This is a genomic window from Kribbella polygonati, assembly GCF_050320105.1.
In the GTDB taxonomy this organism is placed as follows: Bacteria; Actinomycetota; Actinomycetes; order Propionibacteriales; family Kribbellaceae; genus Kribbella.
On record NZ_CP190129.1, the window covers coordinates 8399581 to 8425500 of the forward strand.

The 25920-nt window shown below is 68.8% G+C and carries 25 protein-coding genes; 15 read left to right on the top strand and 10 right to left on the bottom strand.

What is annotated here, in order from left to right; translation table 11 throughout:
• Positions 1-16 precede the first annotated feature (16 nt).
• Positions 17-931, top strand: a complete 915-nt coding sequence (nudC, locus tag ACQHIV_RS40515) for an NAD(+) diphosphatase (RefSeq protein ID WP_427889824.1) — start codon at positions 17-19, stop codon at positions 929-931.
• Here the strand turns inward: nudC and ACQHIV_RS40520 are convergent, their stop codons facing one another.
• Complete coding sequence (locus ACQHIV_RS40520; RefSeq protein ID WP_427889826.1) at positions 932-3289, bottom strand: hypothetical protein; 2358 nt, start codon at positions 3287-3289, stop codon at positions 932-934. It abuts the gene before it with no gap.
• Positions 3290-3379: 90 nt separating this feature from the next.
• Positions 3380-3619, bottom strand: a complete 240-nt coding sequence (locus ACQHIV_RS40525) for a mycoredoxin (RefSeq protein WP_427889828.1) — start codon at positions 3617-3619, stop codon at positions 3380-3382.
• Between the two features lie 91 nt (positions 3620-3710).
• Here ACQHIV_RS40525 and ACQHIV_RS40530 point away from each other — a divergent pair, with 91 nt between their 5' ends.
• The 3 genes from ACQHIV_RS40530 (at position 3711) to ACQHIV_RS40540 (ending at position 6966) form a co-directional block, all read left to right on the top strand.
• The gene (locus ACQHIV_RS40530) at positions 3711-5828 is read left to right on the top strand and encodes an ATP-dependent DNA helicase UvrD2 (RefSeq protein WP_427889830.1); all 2118 of its coding nucleotides are present in this window, start codon (positions 3711-3713) and stop codon (positions 5826-5828) included.
• 501 nt (positions 5829-6329) lie between these two features.
• Positions 6330-6527 carry a hypothetical protein gene (locus ACQHIV_RS40535; protein ID WP_344193297.1) on the top strand — a complete coding sequence of 66 codons (198 nt, stop codon included), beginning with the start codon at positions 6330-6332 and terminating at the stop codon, positions 6525-6527.
• 151 nt (positions 6528-6678) lie between these two features.
• On the top strand, positions 6679-6966 hold the full coding sequence (locus tag ACQHIV_RS40540) for a WhiB family transcriptional regulator (protein ID WP_130383944.1): 288 nt from the start codon (positions 6679-6681) through the stop codon (positions 6964-6966).
• Between the two features lie 319 nt (positions 6967-7285).
• Here the strand turns inward: ACQHIV_RS40540 and ACQHIV_RS40545 are convergent, their stop codons facing one another.
• Positions 7286-7807 (bottom strand): NUDIX hydrolase, encoded by a 522-nt coding sequence (locus ACQHIV_RS40545; protein ID WP_427889833.1) that lies wholly within the window; start codon positions 7805-7807, stop codon positions 7286-7288.
• Between the two features lie 18 nt (positions 7808-7825).
• Between ACQHIV_RS40545 and ACQHIV_RS40550 the strand changes: the two genes are divergently transcribed.
• The gene (locus ACQHIV_RS40550; RefSeq protein WP_427889834.1) at positions 7826-7993 is read left to right on the top strand and encodes a hypothetical protein; all 168 of its coding nucleotides are present in this window, start codon (positions 7826-7828) and stop codon (positions 7991-7993) included.
• On the opposite strand, the gene ACQHIV_RS40555 is transcribed toward ACQHIV_RS40550, so the two are convergent.
• On the bottom strand, positions 7994-8359 hold the full coding sequence (locus ACQHIV_RS40555) for a DUF899 family protein (protein WP_427889836.1): 366 nt from the start codon (positions 8357-8359) through the stop codon (positions 7994-7996).
• A complete protein-coding gene (locus tag ACQHIV_RS40560) occupies positions 8346-8732 on the bottom strand; it encodes a DUF899 family protein (protein WP_427896661.1) in 387 nt (128 codons plus the stop codon). Before ACQHIV_RS40560 ends, ACQHIV_RS40555 begins: the two co-directional genes overlap by 14 nt.
• 41 nt (positions 8733-8773) lie before the next feature.
• Here ACQHIV_RS40560 and ACQHIV_RS40565 point away from each other — a divergent pair, with 41 nt between their 5' ends.
• Positions 8774-10228, top strand: a complete 1455-nt coding sequence (locus tag ACQHIV_RS40565) for an MFS transporter (RefSeq protein WP_427889838.1) — start codon at positions 8774-8776, stop codon at positions 10226-10228.
• On the opposite strand, the gene ACQHIV_RS40570 is transcribed toward ACQHIV_RS40565, so the two are convergent.
• Positions 10215-11528, bottom strand: coding sequence for an ABC1 kinase family protein (locus ACQHIV_RS40570; protein WP_427889840.1), 1314 nt, complete (start codon positions 11526-11528; stop codon positions 10215-10217). The genes ACQHIV_RS40565 and ACQHIV_RS40570 overlap by 14 nt on opposite strands.
• A 94-nt stretch (positions 11529-11622) precedes the next feature.
• Positions 11623-11781, bottom strand: a complete 159-nt coding sequence (locus tag ACQHIV_RS40575) for a DUF5679 domain-containing protein (RefSeq protein ID WP_012922897.1) — start codon at positions 11779-11781, stop codon at positions 11623-11625.
• Positions 11782-12304: 523 nt separating this feature from the next.
• Between ACQHIV_RS40575 and ACQHIV_RS40580 the strand changes: the two genes are divergently transcribed.
• The 3 genes from ACQHIV_RS40580 (at position 12305) to ACQHIV_RS40590 (ending at position 16017) form a co-directional block, all read left to right on the top strand.
• Positions 12305-12841, top strand: coding sequence for a YgjP-like metallopeptidase domain-containing protein (locus tag ACQHIV_RS40580; protein WP_427889843.1), 537 nt, complete (start codon positions 12305-12307; stop codon positions 12839-12841).
• A 198-nt stretch (positions 12842-13039) separates the two neighbouring features.
• Complete coding sequence (locus tag ACQHIV_RS40585; RefSeq protein ID WP_427889845.1) at positions 13040-15220, top strand: MMPL family transporter; 2181 nt, start codon at positions 13040-13042, stop codon at positions 15218-15220.
• Between the two features lie 116 nt (positions 15221-15336).
• A complete protein-coding gene (locus ACQHIV_RS40590; protein WP_427889847.1) occupies positions 15337-16017 on the top strand; it encodes a uridine kinase in 681 nt (226 codons plus the stop codon).
• Here ACQHIV_RS40590 and ACQHIV_RS40595 read toward each other — a convergent pair.
• Together ACQHIV_RS40595 and ACQHIV_RS40600 are read right to left on the bottom strand one after the other, a co-directional pair.
• Positions 16014-16499, bottom strand: a complete 486-nt coding sequence (locus ACQHIV_RS40595) for a hypothetical protein (RefSeq protein ID WP_427889849.1) — start codon at positions 16497-16499, stop codon at positions 16014-16016. The genes ACQHIV_RS40590 and ACQHIV_RS40595 overlap by 4 nt on opposite strands.
• Positions 16500-16506: 7 nt before the next feature.
• Positions 16507-17103, bottom strand: coding sequence for a CGNR zinc finger domain-containing protein (locus ACQHIV_RS40600; protein WP_427889851.1), 597 nt, complete (start codon positions 17101-17103; stop codon positions 16507-16509).
• Positions 17104-17171: 68 nt separating this feature from the next.
• Here ACQHIV_RS40600 and ACQHIV_RS40605 point away from each other — a divergent pair, with 68 nt between their 5' ends.
• On the top strand, positions 17172-18350 hold the full coding sequence (locus tag ACQHIV_RS40605; RefSeq protein ID WP_427889853.1) for an MFS transporter: 1179 nt from the start codon (positions 17172-17174) through the stop codon (positions 18348-18350).
• Here the strand turns inward: ACQHIV_RS40605 and ACQHIV_RS40610 are convergent.
• Complete coding sequence (locus tag ACQHIV_RS40610; RefSeq protein WP_427889855.1) at positions 18325-20574, bottom strand: FdhF/YdeP family oxidoreductase; 2250 nt, start codon at positions 20572-20574, stop codon at positions 18325-18327. The two genes, ACQHIV_RS40605 and ACQHIV_RS40610, sit on opposite strands and share 26 nt — an antisense overlap.
• A 146-nt stretch (positions 20575-20720) precedes the next feature.
• Between ACQHIV_RS40610 and ACQHIV_RS40615 the strand changes: the two genes are divergently transcribed.
• From ACQHIV_RS40615 to ACQHIV_RS40635, 5 genes are all read left to right on the top strand, one after another.
• On the top strand, positions 20721-21449 hold the full coding sequence (locus ACQHIV_RS40615) for a 3-hydroxybutyrate dehydrogenase (RefSeq protein WP_427889857.1): 729 nt from the start codon (positions 20721-20723) through the stop codon (positions 21447-21449).
• Positions 21450-21463: 14 nt separating this feature from the next.
• Positions 21464-22765, top strand: coding sequence for an MFS transporter (locus tag ACQHIV_RS40620; RefSeq protein WP_427889859.1), 1302 nt, complete (start codon positions 21464-21466; stop codon positions 22763-22765).
• A 4-nt stretch (positions 22766-22769) separates the two neighbouring features.
• Positions 22770-24536, top strand: a complete 1767-nt coding sequence (locus ACQHIV_RS40625) for a helix-turn-helix domain-containing protein (RefSeq protein ID WP_427889861.1) — start codon at positions 22770-22772, stop codon at positions 24534-24536.
• A 151-nt stretch (positions 24537-24687) separates the two neighbouring features.
• On the top strand, positions 24688-25449 hold the full coding sequence (locus ACQHIV_RS40630; RefSeq protein WP_427889863.1) for an AAA family ATPase: 762 nt from the start codon (positions 24688-24690) through the stop codon (positions 25447-25449).
• 46 nt (positions 25450-25495) lie between these two features.
• The gene (locus ACQHIV_RS40635; RefSeq protein ID WP_427889865.1) at positions 25496-25852 is read left to right on the top strand and encodes a type II secretion system protein; all 357 of its coding nucleotides are present in this window, start codon (positions 25496-25498) and stop codon (positions 25850-25852) included.
• Positions 25853-25920: the final 68 nt, after the last annotated feature.

Here is a 25920-nt window from a genome sequence, read left to right on the forward strand (position 1 = left end):
GGGTAGGTTGTGCGACGTGGCCTACTCCATCGCACCTGGTTCGCTGACCCTGTCCCGGTCCGTTCTGGACCGTGCCGCCGACCGCAGGCGGGACGACGACTGGCTGGAGAAGGCGTGGGGCGCGGCTGACACGCAGGTGGTCGCGGTGGCCGGCGACAAGATCCAGGTGACCGACGACCGGACTGCCCTGCGCTTCGTTCCGCCGTCCGAAGCGCCCGAAGGCCTACGGGTCTTCCTGGGCATCGACCGCGTGTCCGGCGCCGGTATGACGGCAGACGGCCGCGCCGTGTTCGCCGTTCTGGTCAAGGACGAGCCAGACGAGTCGTACGCCGGTCTGCGCGAGGTCGGCGGCGTCCTGGACGACCGGGAGGCCGGGGCCGCGGTCCATGTGATCGGACTGGCCAACTGGCACGCCGTGAACACGCACTGCGCCAACTGCGGCGAGCACACCGAGGTGGTGGAAGAGGGCCACGTCCGGCAATGCCCGAACTGCGGTACGTCGCACTTCCCGCGTACGGACCCCGCGATCATCGTCCTGGTCACCGACGACCAGGACCGCGCCCTGCTCGGCCGCAACGAGAAGTGGCCGGAGGGGCAGTACTCCACACTGGCCGGCTTCGTGGAGCCCGGTGAGTCGCTCGAGGGCGCCGTACGCCGTGAGGTGCTCGAGGAGAGCGGCGTGATCGTCGGGCCGGAGGTCAGGTACGCGGGCAGCCAGCCGTGGCCGTTGCCCGCCAGCCTGATGCTCGGGTTCTACGCGAAGGCGACGGGCTTCGACATCGAGGTGGACGGCGACGAGATCTCCGACGCCCGATGGTTCACCCGGGAGGACCTTCGTGCGCTGATCGAATCCGGCACGATGCGCCTCCCGGGCGCCATCTCGATCTCCCGCCGCCTGATCGAAGGCTGGTACGGCGAGAGCCTCGGCTGACTACTTCCCGACGTTCGACCTGGCTGCGGCGACCAGGATCAGTACGCCCTCCCAGTGCTCGATCGAGCCGTCTTGTTCAAGCTGACGAACCTTGACGCCGACGGCAGCGACATATGCGCTGTGGCTGGGCCAGTTGGCCTTCGCGCTCGGTAGTACGTCGGTCAGCGTGCAGCCGTACGTCAGGAAGCGGTTCTGCACGTGGCTGTCGATGTTGCCGGTCCACACCGTCGGCCGTACGTCGGACTGTGGACACGGGTCCACGGGCGGCGTGTACGACGCCAGGTTGGTCGGGTTGATGTACCCGTCCGGACGCAGCAGCGTGTAGTAGGTGCCGTCCGGCGTCTGGGTGAGCCGGTTGAGGCCGTGGTCACGCAGGATCGTCGAACGGCCGCTCAGGATGTCCAGAACGAACAGCCGCCCACCTGTCACGCCATACAGATAGCCGTCGCGCCAAGAGAGCGCGCCGTCCTGCGAACCGGTCGCTCCGCTGAACACAGGCAGCAGCCGCTGCACCGCACCCGTGGCCGGGTCGACAGCGAACACGATGCCGTCAGCCAGCCCCCACACGTTGCCGTCCGGCCCGTCGATCAGCTCGTTGATGCTGGCCGCGCCCGGCACCGGCACGACGTCGGTCAGCACCTGGCCCGTCGCCGGATCCACCTTGACCAGATGCGCCTCGGTGGCCTTCGGGTCGGTGCCCTGGCCACCCTCGATGCTGGACCCGAGCCAGACGTCGTTCCCGTCCGGCACGATCGACGCGATCGTCTGATCGGCCACGAGGTTGCGGTAGACGGTGTGGACACCCGTTGGTACGTCGTACACGGTCAAGGCGCCGCCGTACTCGCCGTACGCCGGTGTGGTGCCGACGTACACGTGGTCGCCGTCGGGTACTACGGAGACCGGGCGGTTCTGGTGGTCGCTGTCGACGAGGCTGAACAGCTCCTTCGGGTTCGTGGCGCTGTCCGGCTGCGTCGGATCCCAGAGCGAGAGCCTGCCGTACGGGTAGATACCGACGTACATCTTGCCGTGGCCGTCCCATGCCCAGCCCTCCACCTGGCCCTGCCGGGTCGTCACAGCGGACTTGCCCGTGGCTGGGTCGTAGATGGCGGTAGAGCCGTTCAGATAGACGTTGACGAAGACCTTGCCCGTGCTGGCGTCGGCCAGCTCGTGCATGAGCGGCGAGGGCACGTATTGGAACGGGGAGCTCCATTGCGCGAGCGTTCCGTCCGCGGGGTTGTAGCGGAACGTTCCGCCGGAGTAGTTCCCGGCTAGGCCGTACAAGACCGGTACGCCGTTCTCTGTGACCCAGCCGTACCCGATGGACGCTCCACGGGTCAGGGTGCGTGCCGGCGTCACCGGGCCGACCGTGTTGGTGTCCAGGTCGTAGTGCGTGAGCCTAAGAGTGTTGTCGGTGAAGTAGACGCCGCCTGGTCCGGCAGCGGAGACACCGCGGGCAGCGATCGGGTAGTCCATCACCTGTTGGCCCGTGGTTGCGTCGGTGTACTTCACCTGCTCACCGGTGACCGCGTCCACCACGACAAGCCGGCTGCTGGCGTTCGCGAACACCTTCCCGCCCGCGTAGTCCAGGTCGATGAAGTCCTTGGCGGTCGTACCCGGCGGAGTGATGTCCTCGACGGCCTTGGTCGCGACGTCGATCCGGAGCAGCCGGGCGTTGGGAGTGGAGACTCCGACGAACAGCTTGTTGTGGTCGGGGTCGTAGACGGTGGACCGCGCGTACTGCTGCACCGGGTCCAGTGAGCCGTAGTCGGTGACCTCTCCGGTCGTCGCGTCGTACTTGAACGCGTGGGCGTTGGGGTAGGTCCCGGCGTACACGTTGCCCTCAGGGTCGGCCGTGAGGCCGTAGATCTGGGACTGGTTCGGGATGGGCTGCCCCAGGTCGGTTACCTCACCGGTGACCGGGCTGTAGCGGTACAGGTGCGCGTTGGCGTACGTACCGAGGTACACGTCGCCGTTGGGCACCACAACGATCGCCCAGCCGCCGGCGGCCCCGGGCAGCGGGACGGTGCGCAGCAGTTCGCGCGAATGCAGGTCTACGACGTTCAGCCGGGCGTTCTCACCGGCGGGTACGGCGTACACGACGTCGCGGCCGTCCGGCGTACGGCCGACGGCGCCCTCCATGATCGTCAGCGAGCTGACGGGGGAGCCGAGGTTCTTGACGACGTCGGTGGTCGGGGCGAACGGTCTGGTCGCCGGGCCGAGCGGCCAGTTCTCCGAAGGGAACGGATGCGGCAGGTCACCCGGCGGGGAGGCCGTCGCGCGCAGCCCGCCCAGAGCGAGCAGGCCGAGCGCGGCGGCGACAGTGATCAGGGCATGGCGGAATTGACGGCGCGAGAACATGGGCGGACTCCCTGCGACGTGGTTCATCGCAAGGTATAACGGTCATGGCCGTAAAGTCCATAACCCAGGAATTATGGCCTCAGGCCGTAATTACGCGGCGAGCTTCTCCGCGACCTGGGCGAGGGAGGGGTTGGTCATCGCCGTACCGTCCGGGAAGACCACGGTCGGCACCGTCTGGTTGCCGTTGTTGATCTTCTCGACGATCTCCGCGGCACCCGGGACCTGCTCGATGTCGACCTCGGTGAACTCGATGCCGGCCCGGTTGAGCTGGCCCTTCAAGCGGTGGCAGTAGCCGCACCACGGGGTCGAGTACATGGTGAAAGCCGACATCGGCGGACTCCTTCGGAGGTTTCTGTCGGACGACCGGTCTAGGGTTGCCCTCGACGTATTCGAACCATGGTCCAGGTGGTGCTGTTCCCGCATGTCTCAGTCCGTGAGCGACTTCACACGACCCGCCTCCGCCGAGGACCTCCTGGAGGCGCTCGACCCGGAGCAGCGGGCGGTCGCGACCGCCCTGCACGGGCCGGTGGTGGTGATGGCCGGCGCGGGCACCGGGAAGACCCGGGCGATCACGCACCGGATCGCGTACGGCGTGCGGACCGGGACGTTCGACCCGGTCCGGGTGCTCGCGGTGACGTTCACCCAGCGCGCGGCGGGGGAGATGCGCGGGCGGCTGGCCCAGCTCGGCGTCCAGGGTGTGCAGGCCCGCACGTTCCACTCCGCGGCGCTCCGCCAGGCCCGGTTCTTCTGGCCGAAGGTGTACGGCGGGGAGCTGCCGCCGATCGCGGACCGGAAGTTCCCGCTGCTGACCGAGGCCGCGTCGCGCTGCCGGATCCGCGTCGACACCCCCGCGCTGCGCGACCTCGCCGGTGAGGTCGAGTGGGCCAAGGTGAGCAACGTCCGCCCGGACGACTACGCGAAGGTCGCGCCGAAGTCGGGCCGGACGCTCGCCGCCTTCGACCCGGCGACGATCGCCCGGGTGTTCGCGGCGTACGAGGACGTCAAGATGGAGCGCGGACGGATCGACCTCGAGGACGTGCTGCTCTGCGCGGTCGCGCTGCTCGCGGAGGACGAGCGGGTGGCGGCCGAGATCCGGCGGCAGTACCGGACGTTCGTCGTGGACGAGTACCAGGACGTCTCGCCGCTGCAGCAGTCGCTGCTCGACCTGTGGCTGGGCGGCCGCGAGGACGTCTGCGTGGTCGGCGACCCGGCGCAGACCATCTACTCCTGGGCCGGCGCCGAGCCGGAGAACCTGGTGCGGTTCGCGTCCCGGCACCCGTCGGCGACGCTGATCAAGCTGGTCCGCGACTACCGGTCGACTCCGCAGATCGTCGACGTGGCGAACAAGATCCTCGACGCGGCCGGCCCGACCGGGCTGCCCGGTCGGGTCACGCTGCGCTCGCAGAAGGACGCCGGCCCGGTCCCGGTCTATCGGGAGTACTCCGACGAGGTCGCGGAGGCGGACGCGGTCGCGCGCGCCGTCGCCCGGCTGCAGGACGAGGGCGTCGCGCTGCGCGACATCGCCGTACTGTTCCGGACCAACGCGCAGTCGGAGAACTTCGAGCAGGCGCTGGCCGAGCGGAAGATCCCGACCGTGCTGAAGGGCGCGGAGCGGTTCTTCGAGCGGGCCGAGATCCGGCAGGCCGCCGTACTGCTGCGCGGGCAGGTGAAGGCCGGCGAGGCCGGGGACGACCTGCTGTCGACGGTGACCGGCGTTCTGGCGGGAGCCGGCTGGACGGCCGAGCCGCCGACCGGGACCGGTGCGGTGCGGGACCGCTGGGAGTCGCTGAGCGCGCTGGTCACGATGACGGCGGACTTCGCCGCGCAGCACCCCGAGGCGCGGCTGCCCGAGCTGATGGCGGAGCTGGACCGGCGCGCGACGATCCAGCACGCGCCGCTGGCGGAGGGCGTCACGCTGGCGACGCTGCACGCCGCGAAGGGCCTGGAGTGGGAGTGCGTGTTCATCGTCGGGGCGCACGAGGGGACCCTGCCGATCGCGTACGCCCAGACTCCGGCCCAGGTGGAGGAGGAGCGGCGGCTGTTCTACGTCGGCGTCACGCGGGCGAAGCAGCAGCTGTTCGTCAGCTGGTCGACCTCGCGCTCGCCGGGCGGCCGGGGTACCCGCGGCCCGACCCGGTTCCTGGACCCGATCGGCGTCCGTACGGCGCGGACCGAATGGACCCCGCCCTCGTCGGCCGGCTGGGAGCGCCCGGCGCGGGCGCAGCGGTCCGACCGGCCGATCCCGAAGTGCCGGGTGTGCGGCAAGGGGCTGCTCGACCCCGGTGCCCGCAAGCTCGGCCGCTGCGAGGACTGCCCGTCGACGATGGACCAGAAGCTGTACGACGCCCTGATCGAGTGGCGGACCGGGCAGGCGGAGTCCGAGAAGATGCCGGCGTTCGTGATCCTCACCGACGCCACGCTGACCGCGATCGCCGAGACCCGGCCCGCCGACGCCCAGGCGCTCCGGCAGATCCCGGGGATCGGCCACACCAAGATCTCGAAGTACGGCGAGCAGATCATCAACCTCTGCACCCGCTGACCTAGGACCTGTCTGGTGGTCCAGCGCCTACTGCGGGGCACTCGGCACGGCGCCTCGCCGCACGGGTGCAAAGGCCACGATGCTCCGCATCGAGACCTTCGCCCCCGCACGGCGATGCACCGCACCGAGCACCTCCTCGCTACGGCGCTGGACCACCAGACAGGTCCTAATCTGTTGCCAGGCACGCGCGGCCCGGCGCATGCTGGACGACAGGCCGTGTTCTGCTGCCGGCAGACGTGGCAGTTAGGTGACAGAGGCAACGATCCCGGAGCGTGCCGGAAACGTTGCGGTACGCGGTGCGAACCGGTCGCAACAGCCAGATCCGGCCGCCGCGGCGGCAACTTCCGGCCAACTTCGCGAACTGGCGTTAAATAGTTTGCGGGCTCCGCCGGGGACGGCGTACTGTTCTTTCTGCGGCCGAAGCCTGGCCGAAAACTTCGAACCACCATAGCGATCGAGCCAACCGCCCGCTTCGCCACAACGAGAGGAGGTGCCCTGGAAATGATTACCAACACGGTCAAGAAGCCGTTCAGCGACGCTGCCGCGCTGCCGTGCGCCCAGATCCCGGGTGCCTCGCCGCGCCTGCACGTCGCGACCGTTGTGCTCATGGCTTCCGGCGCTGCCCAGTTCAAGGGCGGAGCTGTCGGCGATGTGAAGTACGGCGGTTCGGGTTCTCGAGCATGGAGTCCACCGGTCTGACAAGCGTCAGAGCCGGCACCTCCAGGCCGCGGAACCCACCCAAGGGTCCCGCGGCCCTTTTGTTTGTCAGCACAGTTTTGGCGATTACCAACCGGTAATCGTCGAGGACGACAAGAGATCAGCATCAAACAGTCACTGGGAGGTGACCGGAATGAGCGTGAGCTTCCTCGATGTCTTCACCGAGGTGGCAACGTCGCAGGACCTGCCCTGTCGGTCCTACGCGCCAGAACTCTTCTTCGCCGAATCGCCGGCGGACGTCGAGTACGCGAAGTCACTCTGCACGACCTGCCCGCTGCAGGCCGAGTGCCTGGCCGGAGCGCTCGAGCGTTCCGAGCCGTGGGGTGTGTGGGGTGGCCAGCTGTTCGTCCAGGGTGTGGTGGTTCCGCGCAAGCGGCCCCGTGGGCGTCCCCGCAAGAGCGACACCGTAACCGCTGCCTGACGACGACAACCCCTACGAAAACGAGTCCGAACGATGACTACCCAGACTTTCACCAGGAGCACCGAAATGCATTTACTTCATGAAGATCTCGCCCGTGCTCATTGTCGTACTTCACTGAAGGACGCAGAGCAGAACCGACGCTTCCGCCTCGCCCAGAAAGTTGAGCGGGCGCAGAAGCAGGCCGAGCGGGCAGGCCGGCGAGCGGAGAGGGCCAGCGCACGCGCGCGCCTCGCACTCGCCCGCCTCGTCTGATCCACCAGAAACACAGCCTGACCAGCTGAAACCGAGGGGCGGCACCCGACAAGGGGGTGCCGCCCCTTCAGCGTTCCAGCTGCAGCTGGAGCAGGCCGATCAGCGTGATCCCGCTGACGATCTCGTGCCGGGCGATCATCGCGGCGAGGTCCGCGACCGGGATCCACTCGATCCGGTCGGACTCGTTCCGCTCCGTCGGCTCACCGACGTACGTCGCACTCGTCGCGCGGTACACGAAGTGGCGCGAGTCCATGATCCCGGCGGCCGGCTCCGAGCGGATCAGCTCGGTCAGCCCGTCCGCCCGCCAGCCGGTCTCCTCCAGCAGTTCGCGCCCGGCCGCCGTCTCCGGGTCCTCCCCGGCCTCGATGATCCCCATCGGGATCTCCCACGCCCAGGTGTCGGTCAGGAACCGATGCCGCCACATCAGCAGCACGTGCTCGTCCCGCGTGACGACCGCCGCGGCGATGTCCTTCAGCCGTACGGCGTGGTAGTCGTACCGCTCACCGTCGGGCTGCTCGACGTCCAGCCGCCGTACGCTCATCCACTGGTTTCCCCAGACTTCGCCCTCGCCGTGAACTGTCCATCGCACGACGTGCACACTAGTGGCATGGCAAGTGCTACCTGTGCGTTGTGTGGTGTCCAGGCGGAGTCGGAGCAGGCGCCGCTGACCTGGGCGACGTCGTTCGAGGACGGTCGCAAGCTGCTGTACTGCGACCGCTGCTCCCGCGAGAACGTCCGCAACATCGAGGGCAAGCTCGACACCGTCTACTGGTGATCAGTACTGGTCGGGCACCCGCATCGCCGGGCCGCCGACCTGGAGTCCGAGCGGTTGTGCCCGTCCGGCCGGCTCCTCCCACGCCTCCTGGCGGCCGAGCGCGGTGAGGTCGAGGTACCGGTAGCCGTTGTGGAAGTCCTCGATCCCGCGGCCGAACGTCGAGTACGTGTGGAAGACGTCCTCGCCGACCCGCAGGAACGTGCTGATCCCGGGCATCTCCTCGCCGTTCAGGTCCGCGGTCCACGGCCCGTCCGTCCACGGCGTACTCTTCTCGGTCGCCAGCTCCTGCTGCGTGCGGAAGTGCAGGAGAACGGGCGCGACCCGGTCGTCCAGTCTCAGACAACCCCCACCACTAATCTGTCCCACACACGTGTAGCTGCCGGAAGTTGCCGATCTCGTCGGCCGCCGACGAGCAGCTCGGGCACGCGTCGTCCCAGTCCGGCGCGAACATGAAGTGATGGATCACCAGCTGGTCCCGCCCGGCGAACAGGTCCAGCAGCCCGACCGGCCCGTCCGGACCCTCGAACGTGTACGGCTTCGTGATCCGCACCATCGGCAACCGCCGCCGCTCCGCGTTCAGCCGGTCCCGGGCCCGGGTCACCTCCTTCTCCAGCCGCAGCAGCTCGCGCCGCGCGGCCAGCCACTCGTCGGGTGAAACGACCTCGGGAGTGTCATCACGGTCTCCACTTCCTGGACAGGAATTCCTTTCGAAGATATGTCGACGCCGGGCCGCTCCGATCGACGCGTTGAGTGAAGGAACTTCCCGAAAGGACCCGGATCATGACCGTCACTCTCGAAACGGCGACCGGCAGGCGGCAGTGGATCGCGCTGGGCGTGCTGTGTCTGGCCACGCTGCTCGTCTCGCTGGACCTGTTCGTGATGCTGCTGGCGATCCCCGCCGTCACCGAGGCGCTGCACGCCGACGGCACCCAGCAGCTGTGGATCCTCGACGTGTACGGGTTCATGGTGGCCGGCCTGATGATCACGATGGGCTCGCTCGGCGACCGGCTGGGGCGGCGCCGGCTGCTGCTGATCGCCGCGGCCGTCTTCGGGGTCGCCTCGGTCGTCGCGGCGTACTCCGTGAATCCGGGCATGCTGATCGGTGCCCGTGCGGTGCTCGGGATCGCCGGTGCCGCGATCGCGCCGTGCACGCTGTCGCTGATCTCCACGCTGTTCCCGGACGAGCGGCAGCGCGCGACGGCGCTCGGCGTCTGGGGCGGCTGCTTCACCGTCGGGGCCATCGTCGGCCCGATCGTCGGCGGCGTACTGCTGAACCACTTCTGGTGGGGCTCGGCGTTCCTGATCGGCGTCCCCGCGATGGTTGTGCTGCTGGCGGTCGGGCCGGTGCTGCTGCCGGAGTACCGCAACGAGCAGGCCGGGCGGATCGACGTACCGAGTGTGCTGCTGTCGTTGCTGGCGATCCTGCCGGCCATCCACGGTCTGAAGCACCTGGCGGCGCACGGGGCCGACCTGCAGGCTGCCGGGGCGCTGGTGGTCGGGGCCGTCTTCGGCGCGATCTTCGTACGGCGGCAGCTGCGGCTGGACGACCCGCTGGTCGACGTACGGCTGTTCACGCGTCGTACGTTCAGCGTGACGCTCGGCAGCATGACGGCGTACTCGATGCTGTCCGGCGGCGTGATGGTGTTCGTGGCGCAGTACTTCCAGCTGGTCAAGGGGATGACCCCGCTGCAGGCCGGGCTCGCCCTGGTGCCGGGGATGATCACGTCGACCATCGGGTTCCAGCTGGCGCCGCGGCTGGCGCGGCGGATCCGCCCGGGCGTCCTGATCCCGGCGGGCGTCGCGTTCACCGTCGCCGGGATGATCGTGGTCAGCCTGACGACGTCGACGACCGTCCTGGTGCTCGCGTTCGCGTTCGAGTGCTTCGGGCCGGGCGCGCTGGTCATCCTGGGGACGAACCTGGTGATCGGGTCGGTGCCGCCGGAGAAGGCGGGCTCGGCGGGCGCGCTGACCCAGACCGGGAACGAGTTCGGCTACTCGCTCGGGATCGCGGTCCTCGGCAGCGTGGTGACCGCCGTGTACCGCGGCCGGACCGGCGGCAACTCGCTCGGCGAGACGATCGCCCAGGGCGCCACAGGCGACGTACTGACCCAGGCTCGCGAGGCATTCACGTCCGGCCTGCACCTCGCCGCCGGCATCACCGCGCTGGCCCTGGCCGCAATGGCCGTCCTGTTGGCCGTGACGCTGCGGCGGCTGCCGGCCCTCAGTCGTCGGTGAAACCGGGCAGGAACTCCTCCAGGACCGCCCGGAACGGCGCCTCCGCCTCGAGCTGTGACAGGACGGCGATGCCGCCGATCCACACCCGGTGGATCAGCAGGTACGACGGCGGCATGTTGAGTCGCAGGGCGAGCGACGCGTTCGGCGACCGGAAGTCACCGGTCCGGTTCGCCTGCGCGCGCATCCAGGCCCGGCTGAACTGGAACGTCGCCTCCCGGGCCGGCTCCGCGAACGGCGCCAGATAGTCCATCAGCTGCTCCGGGTCGATCTCCATCCGCGGCTTGATGAAGCCCTCGGCCTTCAGCCCGTCCCGGACCGCGACGCCGTCACCGTTCAGCGAGATCCGCAGCAGCCGCCCGATCGCCGGCGGCAGCCCGTCCGGGAGCCGTGCGCAGAGGCCGAAGTCGACCACGCCGAGGCGGCCGTCCGCCAGCACCCGGAAGTTCCCCGGGTGCGGGTCGGAGTGCAGCAGACCGGCGTACTTCGGCCCGCTGAACATGAACCGGACGTACTTCAGCCCGATCGCGTCCCGCTCCTCCTGGGTGCCGTCGCTGATGAACGACGACAGCGGGCGGCCCTCGATCCACTCGGAGACGATCACCGTGGGGGAGTGCTTCACCACCCGCGGGACGACGAACTCCGGGTGGTCCTTGAAGGCATCGGCGTACTGCTGCTGGGCCTGCGCCTCGCGGTCGTAGTCGAGCTCCTCGCCGATCCGCTCCTGGAGCTCCGCGACCAGCGGCTTCACGTCCAGGCCGGGGATCAGCGTGCCGATCGTGCGGCCGAACCGGCCGAGCTGGCGGAGGTCCGCGCGGAGCGCCTCGGCGGCACCCGGGTACTGCAGCTTGACCGCGACCTCGCGGCCGTCCTTCAGCCGTCCGCGGTGCACCTGGCCGATCGACGCGGCCGCCGCGGGCACTTCGTCGAACTCGTCGAACCGGTCCCGCCAGCGCTTGCCGAGCTCCGCGGACAGGATCTTGTCCACGGTCGCCGCCGGCATCGGCGGGGCGGAGTCCTGGAGCTTGGTCAGGGTGGCCCGGTACGGCGCCGCGAGCTCCTCCGGCATCGCCGACTCCATCAGGCTCAGCATCTGCCCGAACTTCATCGCGCCGCCCTTGAGCTCACCCAGGACGGCGAACAACTGGTCCGCCGTACGCCGCTGGAACTCGGCCAGCACGGCCTCGGCGGGAGCGCCGCCGATGCGCTTGCCCAGGCCGACCGTCGCCCGCCCGGCGGCGCCGAGCGGCAGGCTGGCGAGTTTCGCGGTCCGGCTCAGCGCCTTACGAGGAAGGTCCGACACCCCTCCATTCTGTCCGGTCGCCCAAGCCGGGACGACGGAGGGGCGGTGCCGGACCCGTGTTGCAGGTCCGGCACCGCCCCTACGACTTGGTGCGTCAGGCCTTGCCGAGGATCCGGTTCAGGTTCGTACCGCACTCGGGGCACTTGGCCTTCGCCATGCGCGTGCCCTTGTCGTTGACCTTGACCTCGCCGTCGGCGGTGCGCTTGGCCTTGCACTTGACGCAGTAGAACTCGCCGCTCCAGGTCTCTGCCATGAGGGCCCTCTCCTTGCTCTGAATTCCAGCCCGGGGCCTCGCCCCGGGCAGTCGTTGGATGCTAACGGCAGACCGTCCTGCCGTAGGCCGTTCGGCCCAGTCGGGATTCACCCTACGGCCTCCTGGCGCAGGCTCAAGCGCACCGGGTGGTCCGCGCGCCGCCGGAATCCCCCGAGGAAAGCCCTTACCGAAACTTTCGCCGACGCGGAACAGGCTCCCGGTGATCCGCCTCCGGAACGACTCGGCTTCCCCTCCGAGCAGTCCCGGAAGCGGTCCGGGAGCCTGTTGCAGACGACGCTAGGAGGACCCGGCCGCGGAGGCAAGCCCAGGTTGTCCACGCCTGTGGATAACTCTGTGCGCAACGTGTGGGACGCGCCGCCGGGTGCTGTGGACGGGCGGGGGAACACGGTGTGAACAACGGGGATCGGCGGGATCAAGATCAGGCGTCTGACCTGCGGAAACGCTGATCCACAGGGTGTGCACCGAAGAAAGTTGTCGGATTCGGGGGGTACATTTTTGAGCCATGGCCGACTCTCCACCGCGCCCGATCCCGCCGTACGTGGACATCCGTCGCAGCAAGCGGCGCAAGCGCACGGTCAGCGCCTACCGGGACGGCGAGCGGGTGGTCGTGCTGATGCCCGACCGGCTGTCCGCCGCCGAGGAGGCGCGCTGGGTCGAGACCATGCTGGCGCGGCTCGAGAAGCAGCGCAGCCGATCGCGCGTGTCGGACGAAAAATTGTTGGCCAGAGCACACGAACTCGCGTGTCGCCACCTCCCCGAAGTGCCCGAACCTGCGTCTGTGAGGTGGGTTTCGAACCAAAACAGACGGTGGGGATCCTGTACTCCGGCGGACCGGTCGATCCGGCTGAGCACCCGGCTGCAGTCGATGCCGGGCTGGGTCGTGGACTACGTCCTGGTCCACGAACTGGCCCACCTGATCGAGCCGGCGCACAACGCGCACTTCTGGGACCTGGTCCACCGCTACCCGAAGGCGGAGCGCGCCGAGGGGTACCTCGAGGGCGTCTCGGCCGCCGCCTCCCTGGACTTCGAGGACTTCTGAGGTCCTCGCCGGACATCCGATCACCGGGTGCGTACGGCGTACGGAAAAGGGGTGGGTGGGGTTTCCCCCAGGGGTGGCTCGGGGGCTTCCTGCATGGTCCCCGCAGGGTCCTCCCGGCGAGGCTTTTGTCCCGTAGCCAGCGCCGCGCCAGGTGCGCTGGGTGGGGCGCCGGAGGGGGCGCAGAGGGGCAGGGAACGTATGGCCAGGGGACAGATCACGGTCCGGGCGGCGCGCTGGAGCGCCACCCATCCGTGGCGGGCGATCGCGATGTGGCTGGTGGTCGTGGCCGCCTGTTTCGCGCTCGGCTCGATGACCGGGACCAAGAAGTCGACCGATGAGGGGAACATCGGCGAGGTCACCCGGGCGGACAACATCGTCAAGTCCGGACACTTCGACGACCCGGACGTGGAGAGCGTGCTGATCACGGCACCGTCCGGGCAGCTCGACCAAGCCGCCGCCCGGAAGGCCGCCGGCACGGTGATTCAGCAGATGCGCGCCCTCGGTGGGGTCGCGGAGGTCGCCCAGCCGATGCCGTCGCCGAAGGGCGAAGCCGTCATCGTCCGGGTGACGCTGAAGGACGGCGCCGGGGACAACCGGGTCCAGCCATTGCTGGACACCACGGCGCGGGTCCAGAAGCAGTACCCGGACCTCCGGATCGAGGAGGTCGGTGGACTCTCGATCGGCAAGGCGCTGAACGAGACGCTCGGCAAGGACTTCAAGCGCGCGGAGATGTTCAGCCTGCCGGTGACGCTGGCGATCCTGCTGATCGCGTTCGGTGCACTGATCGCCGCCTCGGTACCGGTGCTGCTCGCGCTGTCCGCCGTCGCGGCCGCCATCGGCCTCTCGGCCGCGGCGTCCCAGCTGGTACCGGCGGTCGACGCGGTGAACAGCGTGATCCTGCTGATCGGGATGGCGGTCGGCGTCGACTATTCGCTCTTCTACCTCCGCCGTGAACGCGAGGAGCGCGCCAAGGGCCGCGGCCACGTCGACGCGGTCGAGATCGCGGCGGCGACCTCCGGCCACGCGGTCGTGGTCTCCGGTACGGCGGTGATCATCTCGATGGCCGGCCTGTTCCTGGCCCGGGACGCGGTGTTCTCGTCGTTCGCGGTCGGGTCGATCCTGGTCGTCGCGGTCGCCGTCGTCGGTTCGCTGACCGTGCTCCCCGCCGTACTGGCGAAGCTCGGCCGCTGGGTGGACCGCCCGCGCATCCCGCTGCTGTGGCGGCTGACCGCCGGCAACCGGCAGCCGCGGTTCTGGCCGACCGTGCTGAAGCCGGCCCTGAAGCACCCGATCGCCACGCTGCTCGTCGCCGTCACCGCGCTGCTCGCGGTCGCGTCGCCGGCGTTGGGGATGACGCTGAAGTTCCCGGGAACCGAGGACCTGCCGCGGACGACGTCGGTGATGAAGGCGTACGACCGGTTGACCGCCGCCTTCCCGAGTACGGGCACGAGCCACGAGGTCGCCGTACGGGCGCCCGCGAACGAGCAGGCCGCCGTACAGGCCGCGCTGGCGGAGCTCATGCGGAAGACCAAGGGCGATCCGCTGTTCGCGTCGGACGGCTTGGAGAAGCCGCGGTTCTCGAAGGACGGTACGGTCGCGACGCTGGAGGTGGCCACGCCGTACGAGGGTGGTAGCCAGCAGGCCCGCGACTCACTCGCCAAGCTCCGCAAGGACCTGATGCCGGAGACCGTCGGGAAGGTGCCCGGCGCCGAGTACGCGGTCGGCGGTTTCGTCGCCGCGGACGTGGACTACGCCGCCCACACCCGCGCCAAGCTCCCGCTGGTGATCGGCTTCGTCCTGCTGCTGACGATGATCGTGATGATGGCGACGTTCCGCTCGGTGGTCGTCGCGGTCACGGCGATCCTGCTCAACCTGCTCAGCGCGGGAGCGGCGTACGGCGTCGTCACGGCCGTCTTCCAGAACACGTGGGCCGAGGGCCTGCTCCACTTCCGCTCCAACGGCTCAGTGGTCAGCTGGCTCCCGCTGTTCCTCTTCGTGGTCCTGTTCGGCCTGTCGATGGACTACCACGTCTTCGTGGTCAGCCGAATCCGCGAAGCGGTCCTCCGCGGAGTCCCGACCCGCCAGGCCGTCGCCGAGGGCATCACAGGCTCAGCCGGCGTCGTCACCAGCGCGGCCGCGGTCATGATCGGCGTCTTCGCGGTCTTCGCCACCCTGAGCACCCTGGACATGAAACAACTCGGCGTAGGCCTCGCGGTAGCAATCCTGATCGACGCAACGATCATCCGCGCCGTAGTCCTCCCCAGCATCATGACCCTCCTCGGCGAAGCCAACTGGTGGGCCCCAAACTGGCTCCGCCCCAAGCCCGCCAAGCACTCCACAACCCCCACCCCCGACCGCGAACTAACCTCCGTCGGCTGACCGACCTGGAACGCGGGGCGTCGGTGGCGACCGACTCCCCGCCGCGGCCCACCCACGTCGTGAACCTGGGTGGGCCGCACCTGCTTCTCCGTGCTTGGGCGATGGAGAATCTGGTCATGGGAGATCGGGCTGTGGTGCTGGTCAAGTTGGCGGCGGAGGTGCTGTCGGTCGAGCGGGGGCATCCGGTGCGGGTGGCGGTGGACGGGTGTTCGGCGGCGGGGAAGACGACGTTGGCCGACGAGTTGGCCGAGGTGCTGCGGGGGCGTACCGCGCGGGAGGTGATCCGCGTCGGGCTGGACTACTTCAAGCGGGCGCCGAAGTTGCGGACGACGTACCCGATCGAGTCGCCGGAGAGCTACTACCACGAGGTGTACGACAACGAGGCGATCCGAGCTCGTCTGCTCGAACCGCTCGGGCCGGGTGGTGACCGCCGCTACACGACCGCGATCCGCCAGGCCAATGCCGCCGACGCCCTCGACGTGCCCGTCCGGACAGCCGCGCCCAATGCCGTCCTGATCGCCGACGGTGCGTTCCTGCAACGCCCGGAACTGAACAACTGCTGGGACCTCCGCATCTACGTCCACGTCAGCTTCGAAACAGTCCTCCAGCGTGGCGCCGTACGTGACGCAGCCTGGATGGACTCCCAGGAAGCCGCCGCTCACCGTTACCGCACCCGCTACATCCCAGGCGAACGCCTGTACGTCGACCACCACAACCCGGCCGCCCGCGCCGACCTGGTGGTGGACAACGAGCACCCAACCGCCCCCGTCCTGACCCGCAGACAAACCAACCGCTAGCCCGCCAACTGCTCCAAGCACGCCTGGTGCACCTCGGCGGCCAGCTCGGGGTCGGTCCGGCTCCACGGCTCGCCCGATTCGATCGCCCACAGTCCGGCCAGCGGCTGCTCGAAGGCTTCGACGGCGTAGTCGTTGGCTTCGACCAGCTCGACGACCTTGTCGACGACCCAGGCCCAGTGGGCCCGGCCGGAGAGATGGAACCTGGCGACGTGGTCGTACGCCACCTTGACCGCCGCCTGTCGCGAGGACGGCACAGCGACGCCAACGTCCGCGAGAGCTGCCGGCAGGAGATCGCGGACCTCGTGGGTGTCCCGTCCGCTGAGGCCCGCCAGCTCGACGAGCGAGCTGCCGTCGTACCCCTGGACGAGCCAGTTGGCGGCCCACATCGGTACGGACTCTGTGCGCAGGGTGCCCAGCACCAGCCAAGCCGCGACCAGGGTCGGCGTCGGCGTCTGGCCGTCCGGAACGATCTGCTCGAACATCGGTCTGTCAGTTGGTGGACTGGCGGGCTCGGTGGGCGGCGGCCTTTACTCGGCTTTGGCATTGGGGGGAGTGGAAGCGGCGTTGGCCGTTCTTTGAGGTGTCTACGAAGACGCGGTCGCAGTGGGGGGCTGCGCAGACGCCTAGGCGGCCGGCTAGGTCGCTGCCTACTGCTAGGGCCAGGCCTGCGGCGCAGCCGGCGGCCCAGCCGTTGGCCAGTTGTTCGTCGGGGCCGTGGAAGTGGAGGCTCCACGGTCGGTCGCGGCCGCGATCCAGCTGGGGGCGGGCATTGGTGTCTCGGAGCAGCGCGTTGATCTCGGTCGCGGCGGAGTCGAGGTCGCCGGTGTTCGCGGCTTCGAACACGATCCGCATCCGGGCCGCGAGGTCGATCAGCCGGCGCGAGTCGCCCAGCGGCGGGCGTTCGCGCGGCGGGTAGCCGATCGCGGTGAGGGCCTCGGCGACCGCGGTGGTCACGGATTCCGGGTCGCCGGCCGGTGCGGAGTACGGCGTACCGCCGGAGTATCCGGGCGTCAGCCGGTTCACGTACTCGACCGACGCGGCCAGCACACTCCGGGCATGACTATCAAAAGAGACTTGACCAGTCACGCGTCACCTCCGTAGGCTCAAGCTTGCGTGACCGATCATAGCCACTTAGACAGTCATGGGGGTTCGGTATGAGCGTCGTCGCCGCGACCAGAGGACTCTCACGCGCCGTGTGGATCCTGATCGTCGCCCGCGCGGTCAACAAGATCGGGGCGTTCACGCTGCCGTTCCTGGGGGTCGTGCTGGCGGTCGAGTTCAAGGCCTCGCTGACCGAGACCGGGGTGATCCTCGCCGTGTTCGGTGCGGCGACGATCCCGTCGCGGTTACTGGGCGGCCAGCTCGCGGACCGGCTCGGCCGGCGGCGGACGATCGTACTCGGACTGGTCGGTTGCGCGGTCTCACAGCTGTGGATCGCGCTCAGCCACGCGCTGTGGTCCGCAGTACTGGCGACTGTTCTGCTCGGGCTCGCGTTCGAGATCTACGAGCCGCCGAGCCAGGCGATGATCGCCGATGTCACCGAGCCCGAGGATCGCCCCGCGGCCTATGGTCTCTACAGCGCGGCCCTTGCCGGGGCAGGTGTTCTCGCCGGCCTGCTCGCCGCGGCCATCAGCCACTGGGACCTCCGCTGGCTCTTCGTCGCCGACGCGATCACCTGCCTCTCCTGCGCCGCACTCGTTGCGCTCGCGTTACCAGCTGACGTACGTCGGGACCCGGCGACCGACCGGCCGGACGTCGGCGACCAGCTGGAGCGGAGCCCGTGGCGGGACGGCCGGCTGTTGTTGCTGCTGGCAAGCGGCACGGTCTTCGCGACGATCTACATGCAGCTCGTCATCGGCATTCCGCTGACCCTGCTCGAGCAAGGCATCCCCAAGTCGGGCACCGGCGTGATTCTCGCGGTCTCCGCCGCCGTCCTGATCGTCGCTCAGCGCCTCCTACGCGTCCAGAAACTCGATGATTTCCGGTCGATCGCGATCGGCTACGTACTCCTCGCCACCGGCCTGCTGGCCTGCGCTTTCGCCCACACGCTCCTGGTCTTCGTGCTGGCAGCCGTCCTGTGGAGCCTCGGCGACCTCTTCCTGCTGACCCGCTATCTCACGCAGGCGTCCGGCCTCGCCCCGGACGTGGCACGCGGCCGCTACCTCGCGATCTTCGGTCTGAGCTGGGGCATCGCGACCACGATCGCCCCACTCACTGTCACTCAGCTGCTCAAAACCTCCGGCCCCACAGGGCTCTGGCTCACCAGCGCCGCAGTGGCCGCGCTGCTCGCCGTACTGCAGCCCTGGTTCAGGAAGCGACTAGTCGCACGGTGATGCCCTTCGCGACCGGCGTGTTGCTGCCCTTCGCGAGGTCATCGGCCGACATCAGCACGTTGGTCTCCGGGTAGTACGCCGCGACGCATCCGCGAGCCGTCGGGTACGAGACGAGCCGGAAGTGCGCGGCCCGCCGCTCGACGCCCTGGAACTCGCTCACGATGTCGACGTACTGCCCGTCCCGCAGGCCGAGCTCCGCCAGGTCCTCCGGATGCACGAACACCACCTCGCGCGTCCCGTGGATCCCGCGGTACCGGTCCTCGAGCCCGTAGATCGTCGTGTTGAACTGGTCGTGACTGCGCAACGTCTGCAGCAGCAGCCGGCCGGGCTCGGTCGGCAACCAGGTCAGATCGTTCGCGGTGAACTGCGCCCGCGCGTCCGACGTCTTGAACTCGCGCCGGTCCCGCGCGGCATGCGCGAGCAGGAACCCGCCGTCCCCGTCCCGCAGCCGGTCCTCGTAGTTCTCGTACCCGTCAGCGACCCGCCCGATCCGCTGCCGGATCAGGCTGTAGTCGTCGGCGAAGTCCGCCCACGGAATCTGCCCGACGTCCGGTACGACGGCCTGCGCCAGCCCGCACACGATCCCGATCTCGGACTTCATCTCCGGCGCCGGCGGGATCAGGTTCCCCTTGGACAGGTGTACGGCGCCCTGCGAGTCCTCGACCGACACGGACTGCGGGCCTGCCGCGGTGTGGTCGTGGTCCGTCCGCCCGAGCGTCGGCAGGATGAGCGCCTCGCGACCGGTGACGGTGTGCGACCGGTTCAGCTTCGTCGACACGTGGACGGTGAGGTCGCACTCGCGCAGACCGCGGTGCACGACCTCGGTGTCCGGCGTCGCGGACGCGAAGTTGCCGCCCATCGCGAAGAACACCCGAACGTCGCCGTCGCGCAGCCGCTGCACGGTCGCGGCCGCGTCGATGCCGTGCTCCCGCGGCGACGTGAACGAGAACTCGTGGTCGAGCTTGTCCAGGAACGCGTCGGGCATCTTCTCCCAGATCCCCATGCTGCGGTCGCCCTGGACGTTGGAGTGCCCACGCACCGGGCACGGTCCCGCGCCCGGCTTGCCGATGTTGCCCTGCAGGAGCAGCACGTTGACGACCTCGGTGATCGTCGCGACCGCGTCCCGGTGCTGGGTCAGCCCCATCGCCCAGCACACCACGGTCGCCTTCGACGCGAGGAACCGTTGGGCCAGCTCCTCGATCTCGGCGCGCCGCAGCCCGGTGGCCTGCTCGACGGCCGGCCAGTCCAGCTCGGCGTTGTGCTTGGCGTAGAGCTCGAAACCGCTGGTGTGCGAGTCGATGAACGACTTGTCCAGCACGGTCCCCGGATTCGCCGCCTCGGCCTGCAGCAGGAGGTGGCCGAGGGCAAGGAACAGCGCCTGGTCGCCGCCGATCCGGATGCCGAGGTGCTGGTCGCTGAGCTGCGTCCCCTTGCCGGCCAGGCCGCGCGGCTTCTGCGGGTTCATGAACCGCATCAGGCCGGGCTCGGGCAGCGGGTTGACCGACACGATCGAGGCGCCGTTGCGCTTGGCGACCTCGAGGTGGGTGAGCATCCGCGGCGCGTTGGTGCCCGGGTTCTGCCCGACGACCACGATCAGCTCGGACTCCTCGAGCATCTTCAGCGTGACAGCGCCCTTGCCGCTGCCGATCACCCGGGACAGCGCCGTACCGGAGGACTCGTGGCACATGTTCGAGCAGTCCGGGAGGTTGTTGGTCCCGTACGCGCGGACGAACAGCTGGTACAGGAAGGCGGCCTCGTTGCTGGTCCGCCCGGACGTGTAGAAGACCGCGTCGTCGGGGTCGACAAGCGCCTTGAGGTGCCGCGCGACGACCTGGAACGCCTCGTCCCAGCCGACCGGCTCGTAGTGTGTGGCGCCCGCCCGGAGCAGCATCGGCTCGGTGATCCGGCCGAGCTTGCCGAGGTCGAACTCGGAGATCCGGTCCAGGTCGGCCACCGAGTGCTGCGCGAAGAAGTCCCGGGACACGCGCTTGCGGGTCGCCTCCCAGGCCACCGCCTTGGCGCCGTTCTCACAGAACTCCGCCGCGTGCTTGTGCTCGGGATCCGGCCACGCGCAGGACGGGCAGTCGAACCCGCGGTCCTGATTCATCTTCAGGAAGACCCGGCCGCTGCGGACCGGTCCCATCTCGCGGAGACCGAACTTGAACGACGACAGCACGGCGGGCACGCCGGCGGCCTTCTGCTTCGGCGGTTCGATGTCGACCATGTTTCAACAATAAGCCTGCCTATCGTGCCGCGCCGCTTTGATAGGCCGGGTTGTGGATAAGTGGCGCACGCCACCACAGTCGAGGCAGCGGATATGTGCTCCCATCCCATAGTCCTTACGGTCGCTGATTCCTACAGTCGTCCGCCATGGAGACCCGTCGAGCCCTAGTCACCGGTGCAGCGTCCGGTATCGGCGCAGCGTGCGCCCAGCGCCTGGCAGCGGACGGTGTGCATGTGGTGGCCGTCGACCTCGACCAGGCCGGTCTTGACGCGCTGGACGGTGTTGAGACGGTGGTAGCCGACCTGTCGGATCTGGAACGGCTCCAGGACCTCCCGACGGACGTAGACATCCTGGTGAACAACGCGGGCGTCCAGCAGGTCGCACCGGTCGAGCAGTTCCCGCCGGAGCGCTTCAGCTACCTCATCCGGCTCATGCTGGAGGCACCGTTCCGGCTGATCCGCCAGACGCTGCCCCACATGTACGGCGCCGGCTGGGGCCGCGTGGTGAACATCAGCTCGGTCCACGGGCTACGGGCCAGCCCCTTCAAGGCGGCGTACGTCGCTGCGAAGCACGGGCTCGAGGGACTCAGCAAGGTGGTCGCCCTGGAAGGTGCTGCGCACGGGGTGACCAGCAACTGCGTGAACCCGGCGTACGTCCGTACGCCGCTCGTCACTGCGCAGCTGGCGGATCAGGCTGCAACACACGGCCTGTCCGAGTCAGAGGTCCTGGACAAGGTCCTGCTCGAACCGGTCGCGGTGAAGCGGCTGATCGAACCGGCCGAAGTGGCGGAGCTGGTCGCCGTACTGTGCGGCCCCGCGTCCGCCTCCATCACGGGGAGCTCGTTCGTACTCGACGGCGGCTGGACCGCCCACTAACTCAGGAGCCCGCCATGACGGCAACACAACCAGTCCAGACACGTACGTCGATCGTCCGGGTGGTCGGCGCGAGTCTCGTCGGTACGACGGTCGAGTGGTACGACTTCTTCCTGTACGGGGTCGCCGCGTCGGTGGTGTTCGGAGACCTGTTCTTCCCGAAGGGAGAACAGCTCACGGGGACGCTGCTGAGCTTCGCCACGTTCGCGGTGGGCTTCTTTGCACGTCCTATCGGCGGTGTGGTGTTCGGGCACTTCGGTGACCGCCTGGGGCGCAAGCAGTTGCTGGTGCTGTCCCTGCTGATGATGGGGCTCGCTACGTTCGCCATCGGCCTGCTCCCGACGTACGCACAGGTCGGTGCGCTCGCTCCGATCCTGCTGACGGTGCTGCGGCTCATCCAGGGGTTCGCACTGGGCGGGGAGTGGGGTGGGGCGGTTCTGATCGTGTCGGAGCATGGTGATCCGGCACGGCGTGGTTTCTGGGCGTCCTGGCCGCAAGCGGGCGCTCCTGCGGGTCAGTTGATCGCCAACGGTGTCCTGGCTGGGCTGGCAGCGTTCCAGTCGGACGCTGACTTCAACCGTTGGGGCTGGCGCATTCCGTTCCTGTTGTCCGCAGTACTCGTGCTGGTAGGCCTCTGGGTGCGGCTGCGGATCGAGGAGTCGCCGGTGTTCAAGGAGGCGCGGGCCAAGCAGGAGCCGGCGGACAAGCTTCCGCTGATCGAGGTGCTGACGCGGTACCCGCGCGAGGTGCTGACGGCGATGGGCGCGCGGATGGCGGAGAACGTCAGCTACTACATCTTCACGATCGTGATCGCGACGTACGCGAAGGAACACCTCGGGATGGGCAAGTCGTTCGCGTTGAACGCCGTACTGATCGGTGCGGCCGTGCACTTCTTCGCGATCCCGCTCTGGGGTGCGTTGTCGGACCGGATCGGCCGGCGGCCCGTCTATCTGGTCGGCGCGATCGGCGTTGGGGTCTGGGGCTTCCTCTTCATCACGCTGGTGGACACCAAGAACTTCGCACTGGCTGCTCTTGCGGTCACGGTCGGGCTGGTGCTGCACGGTGCGATGTACGGGCCGCAGGCGTCGTTCTTCACCGAGCTCTTCGGGACACGGGTGCGGTACTCCGGTGTCTCTGTCGGCTACCAGCTCGCATCGATCATCGCGGGCGGCCTGGCTCCCTTCATCGCGGTCGCCCTGCTCAAGGCGTACGACTCGGGCTATGCGATCGCGGTCTACATCGCAGTCTGCGCGGTCATCTCGATCGTGGCGGTGACGTCGTACTCCGAAACGCACCGCCGGGACCTCACTACGCTGTAGGACCATGGAGGAGCTGCTGCGCCTACTGGCCGAGGACGCGCCCGGGAGCGAGCTGGCCCGGGCGGCGGGCGCGGACGCGGTCGCCCGGGAGCTCGCCTTGCGCATTCGGGCCGACATGGACGCCAGCAAGAAGCGCGAGGCCGAGCTGTCCGCCTTGGTCGACGTAGCGCGGGAGCTGGCGTCAGCCCGCGACCCAGGCGCGGTCCTTGGCACGATCGTCCACCGCACCCGCAGTCTGCTCGGAGTGGACGTCGCCTACCTGACCCTGTACGACCCCGCGCGTGGCGACACGTACATGCGCGCAACGGACGGGTCTGTGTCGGCAGAGTTCCAGCAGGTGAGGCTGCCGCTCGGAGCCGGACTGGGCGGTCTGGTTGCGGAGACTTACAAGCCGTACTGGACCGCTGACTACCCAGCTGACCAGCGGTTCCGGCACACGACCACCATCGACCACGCTGTCGGCGACGAAGGCCTGGTGGCCATCTGCGGAACGCCGCTCATCGTCGATGGCGCGTTCGTGGGCGTCTTGTTCGCCTCCAACCGGACGCGCCGGCCCTTCAGCCGTGACGAGGTCTCGCTGCTCGGCTCGATGGCGGCACTGGCTGCTGTGACGATCGTCCAGGTGCGAGCCGCCGCGGAGACCGCGGCCGCGCTGGAGCAGCTCTCCGCGGCACATGCGGGCGTGGAACATGCAGCGGCCGCGCATGACCGCTTCGCTGAGATCGTGCTGTCCGGTGGCGATGTGGACGCGATCGCTGGTGCGTTGGCCGAGCTGCTGGGCGTGTGGGTCGTCCTGGTCGATGCCAGCGGCAACGAGCTGGCCAACGCCGGACAGGTGCCTGGTACGCCGGTTCCGTGGCAGGAGTCGTCATCCGGTCGTTTGACGCGCAGCGGTGACTGCTGGGTCGTAGCAGCGACGGCCAAGGGCGAACGGCTCGGTGCGCTGGTCATTGGCGGTGCTGACGACCTGTCCGGTGCTGACCAACGCATCGTCGAGCGGGCCGCCGTTGTCACAGCGTTGGTGCTCCTGTTCCGACGACAAGCTGCTGAGCAATCTCAACGTGCACAGGCGGATCTGCTGGCCGACGTACTCAGCGGCAGCGCCGACCCACGCACCCTGACCGAAAGACTCCGGCTCCTGGCCCCTCAGCACCGGAACGACCGCCTGGTCGTCGCAGTGTGCCGCGGCGACCACACCGGCGTACTGGCCCGCCTGTCTGCTCCGTTGGAGGACCGCCTGGTGCTGGCTGGCCCGTACGGCGGAGACCTGGTGCTGCTGTTCGCCCGTACGAAGCCAACGTCAGCAGCACGGGACCTGTCCGAGCTTGCGAAGCGTACGGGCGTCACCGTTGGTGTCACGGGACCTGCGGCGTGGGGAGAGCCGCTGGTGGACGCGCACCGCCAGGCAGCCCGTCTGGTCACCACGATGGTCCGCCTGGGCCGTACGGGCGAATCCGCAACGCCTGACGACCTCGGGGTGGCAGGACTCGTGGGAGCGTCCGAGGTCGACGTACACGCCCACGTGCAACACGTACTCGGCCAAGTGCTCGAGTACGACGCCGGCCGCGGCACCGACCTCATCGGCACGCTGCAGGCCTACTTCGCCGCCGGCCAGAGCCCAACCCGCGCCGCAACCTCCCTCCACATCCACCCGAACACCGTGCAACAACGCCTCGACCGAATCACCGCACTACTCGGCGACGGCTGGCAGTCCCCAACGCGCGCCCTGGACGTCCAGGTCGCCCTGCGGTTGCACTCCGCACTCGGCTGAGTCTGTCGTACGTTCAGCCGACAACAGGTCGGCCGAACGATACGCCCTGTCATCCGTTCACCCGCTGTGACGATCCCGCGGGTGGACACCACTCTTGATCCAGCGTTGCCGCCTGGTGCGGTGACAGAGAGTGGCGCCGGGGGGTGTCGAAATGTCGTGCGGACGCATCATCACGGTCTTCGCAGCCAAGGGTGGCTGCGGAAAGACAACCGTGGCCACGAACCTGGCCGTCACCTTGTGCGCCCTGGGTACTCGGCGCGTCTGCCTGGTCGATCTGGACCTGCAGTTCGGTGACGTCGCGTGCGTGCTCGGCCTGCGCTCCGAACGGGGCCTCTGCGACGCCGTCCGCTGGGCCGGGGCTCTGACCACCGAGCACCTGCCCGGACTGATGACGTCGTTCCGCCCCAATTTCGACTGCCTCCTGGCCCCGACCGGGCCGGGAGCCGCCGCACAGATCCCGCACGCTTTCATCGACGAGCTGCTGCGCGTACTGCCGCAGGCGTACGACTACGTGGTCGTCGACACCCCGGCTCAGTTCGACGCTTCGGTACTGGCGGCGCTCGACGCGGCCGACCACCAGGTGCTGGTCGCGACACCCGAGCGCCCGTCGTTGAAGAACCTGCGACTGACCCTCGACGTCCTCGACGTGCTGTACGACGCGACTGCGCGGTCCGTCGTCGTCAACCGATCGGACAGCCGGACCGGCCTCACCGTCGCCGACGTGGACCAGTTGCTCCGCAGCCCGGTCACGGTCCAGCTCCCCAACTGGACCGACGTACCCGCCTCGATCAACCGCGGCGAACCCATCACCGTCGGCTACCCGGACCACCCCGTCAGCCAGGCGATCCGCGAACTCGCGGACTCCCTGGCCGGAAGCGACGGGAGGTGCAGCCGCGACCCGCCCTCCGCGTAGCACGCCCGCCAACCACCAAATCCTTTGTACAGAAAGAGAAACCACCATGCTCGACCGAATTCGCCAGGCCCGCAAGAACGAGTCCGGCTTCACCCTCATCGAACTCCTGATGGTCATCGTCATCCTCGGCATCCTCGCGGGGATCGTCGTCTTCGCCGTCGGCGGCATCACCGACACCGGCAAGGCCTCCGCCTGCAAGGCCGACGTGAAGAACGTCGAGATCGCATCGGAGGCGTACTACGCCCAGTACCAGAAGTACGCCACCTCGATCGACGGCCTGCTCGTCACGGCAGCTCCGAAGGGCTTCCTGAAAGAGAAGCCGTCGTCGACGAACTACACGATCACCTACAACAGCGCCGACGGCAGCGTCACCGGTGCGCTGACCGGCGGCGGGGCCTGCTGACCACCTGAAGCCCCGGTGGGGAGGGGCGACCCCAAGCGCCTCTCTCCACCGGTTCCATCTACTACCTG

Bases quoted from the DNA above. Each gene is read 5' to 3' on its own strand.
- ACQHIV_RS40520 (WP_427889826.1), bottom strand. From the start codon at position 3,289: ATGTTCTCGCGCCGTCAATTCCGCCATGCCCTGATCACTGTCGCCGCC.
- ACQHIV_RS40525 (WP_427889828.1), bottom strand. From the start codon at position 3,619: ATGTCGGCTTTCACCATGTACTCGACCCCGTGGTGCGGCTACTGCCAC.
- ACQHIV_RS40530 (WP_427889830.1), top strand. From the start codon at position 3,711: ATGTCTCAGTCCGTGAGCGACTTCACACGACCCGCCTCCGCCGAGGAC.
- ACQHIV_RS40535 (WP_344193297.1), top strand. From the start codon at position 6,330: ATGATTACCAACACGGTCAAGAAGCCGTTCAGCGACGCTGCCGCGCTG.
- ACQHIV_RS40540 (WP_130383944.1), top strand. From the start codon at position 6,679: ATGAGCGTGAGCTTCCTCGATGTCTTCACCGAGGTGGCAACGTCGCAG.
- ACQHIV_RS40550 (WP_427889834.1), top strand. From the start codon at position 7,826: ATGGCAAGTGCTACCTGTGCGTTGTGTGGTGTCCAGGCGGAGTCGGAG.
- ACQHIV_RS40565 (WP_427889838.1), top strand. From the start codon at position 8,774: ATGACCGTCACTCTCGAAACGGCGACCGGCAGGCGGCAGTGGATCGCG.
- ACQHIV_RS40575 (WP_012922897.1), bottom strand. From the start codon at position 11,781: ATGGCAGAGACCTGGAGCGGCGAGTTCTACTGCGTCAAGTGCAAGGCC.
- ACQHIV_RS40580 (WP_427889843.1), top strand. From the start codon at position 12,305: ATGGCCGACTCTCCACCGCGCCCGATCCCGCCGTACGTGGACATCCGT.
- ACQHIV_RS40585 (WP_427889845.1), top strand. From the start codon at position 13,040: ATGGCCAGGGGACAGATCACGGTCCGGGCGGCGCGCTGGAGCGCCACC.
- ACQHIV_RS40590 (WP_427889847.1), top strand. From the start codon at position 15,337: ATGGGAGATCGGGCTGTGGTGCTGGTCAAGTTGGCGGCGGAGGTGCTG.
- ACQHIV_RS40595 (WP_427889849.1), bottom strand. From the start codon at position 16,499: ATGTTCGAGCAGATCGTTCCGGACGGCCAGACGCCGACGCCGACCCTG.
- ACQHIV_RS40605 (WP_427889853.1), top strand. From the start codon at position 17,172: ATGAGCGTCGTCGCCGCGACCAGAGGACTCTCACGCGCCGTGTGGATC.
- ACQHIV_RS40610 (WP_427889855.1), bottom strand. From the start codon at position 20,574: ATGGTCGACATCGAACCGCCGAAGCAGAAGGCCGCCGGCGTGCCCGCC.
- ACQHIV_RS40615 (WP_427889857.1), top strand. From the start codon at position 20,721: ATGGAGACCCGTCGAGCCCTAGTCACCGGTGCAGCGTCCGGTATCGGC.
- ACQHIV_RS40620 (WP_427889859.1), top strand. From the start codon at position 21,464: ATGACGGCAACACAACCAGTCCAGACACGTACGTCGATCGTCCGGGTG.
- ACQHIV_RS40625 (WP_427889861.1), top strand. From the start codon at position 22,770: ATGGAGGAGCTGCTGCGCCTACTGGCCGAGGACGCGCCCGGGAGCGAG.
- ACQHIV_RS40630 (WP_427889863.1), top strand. From the start codon at position 24,688: ATGTCGTGCGGACGCATCATCACGGTCTTCGCAGCCAAGGGTGGCTGC.
- ACQHIV_RS40635 (WP_427889865.1), top strand. From the start codon at position 25,496: ATGCTCGACCGAATTCGCCAGGCCCGCAAGAACGAGTCCGGCTTCACC.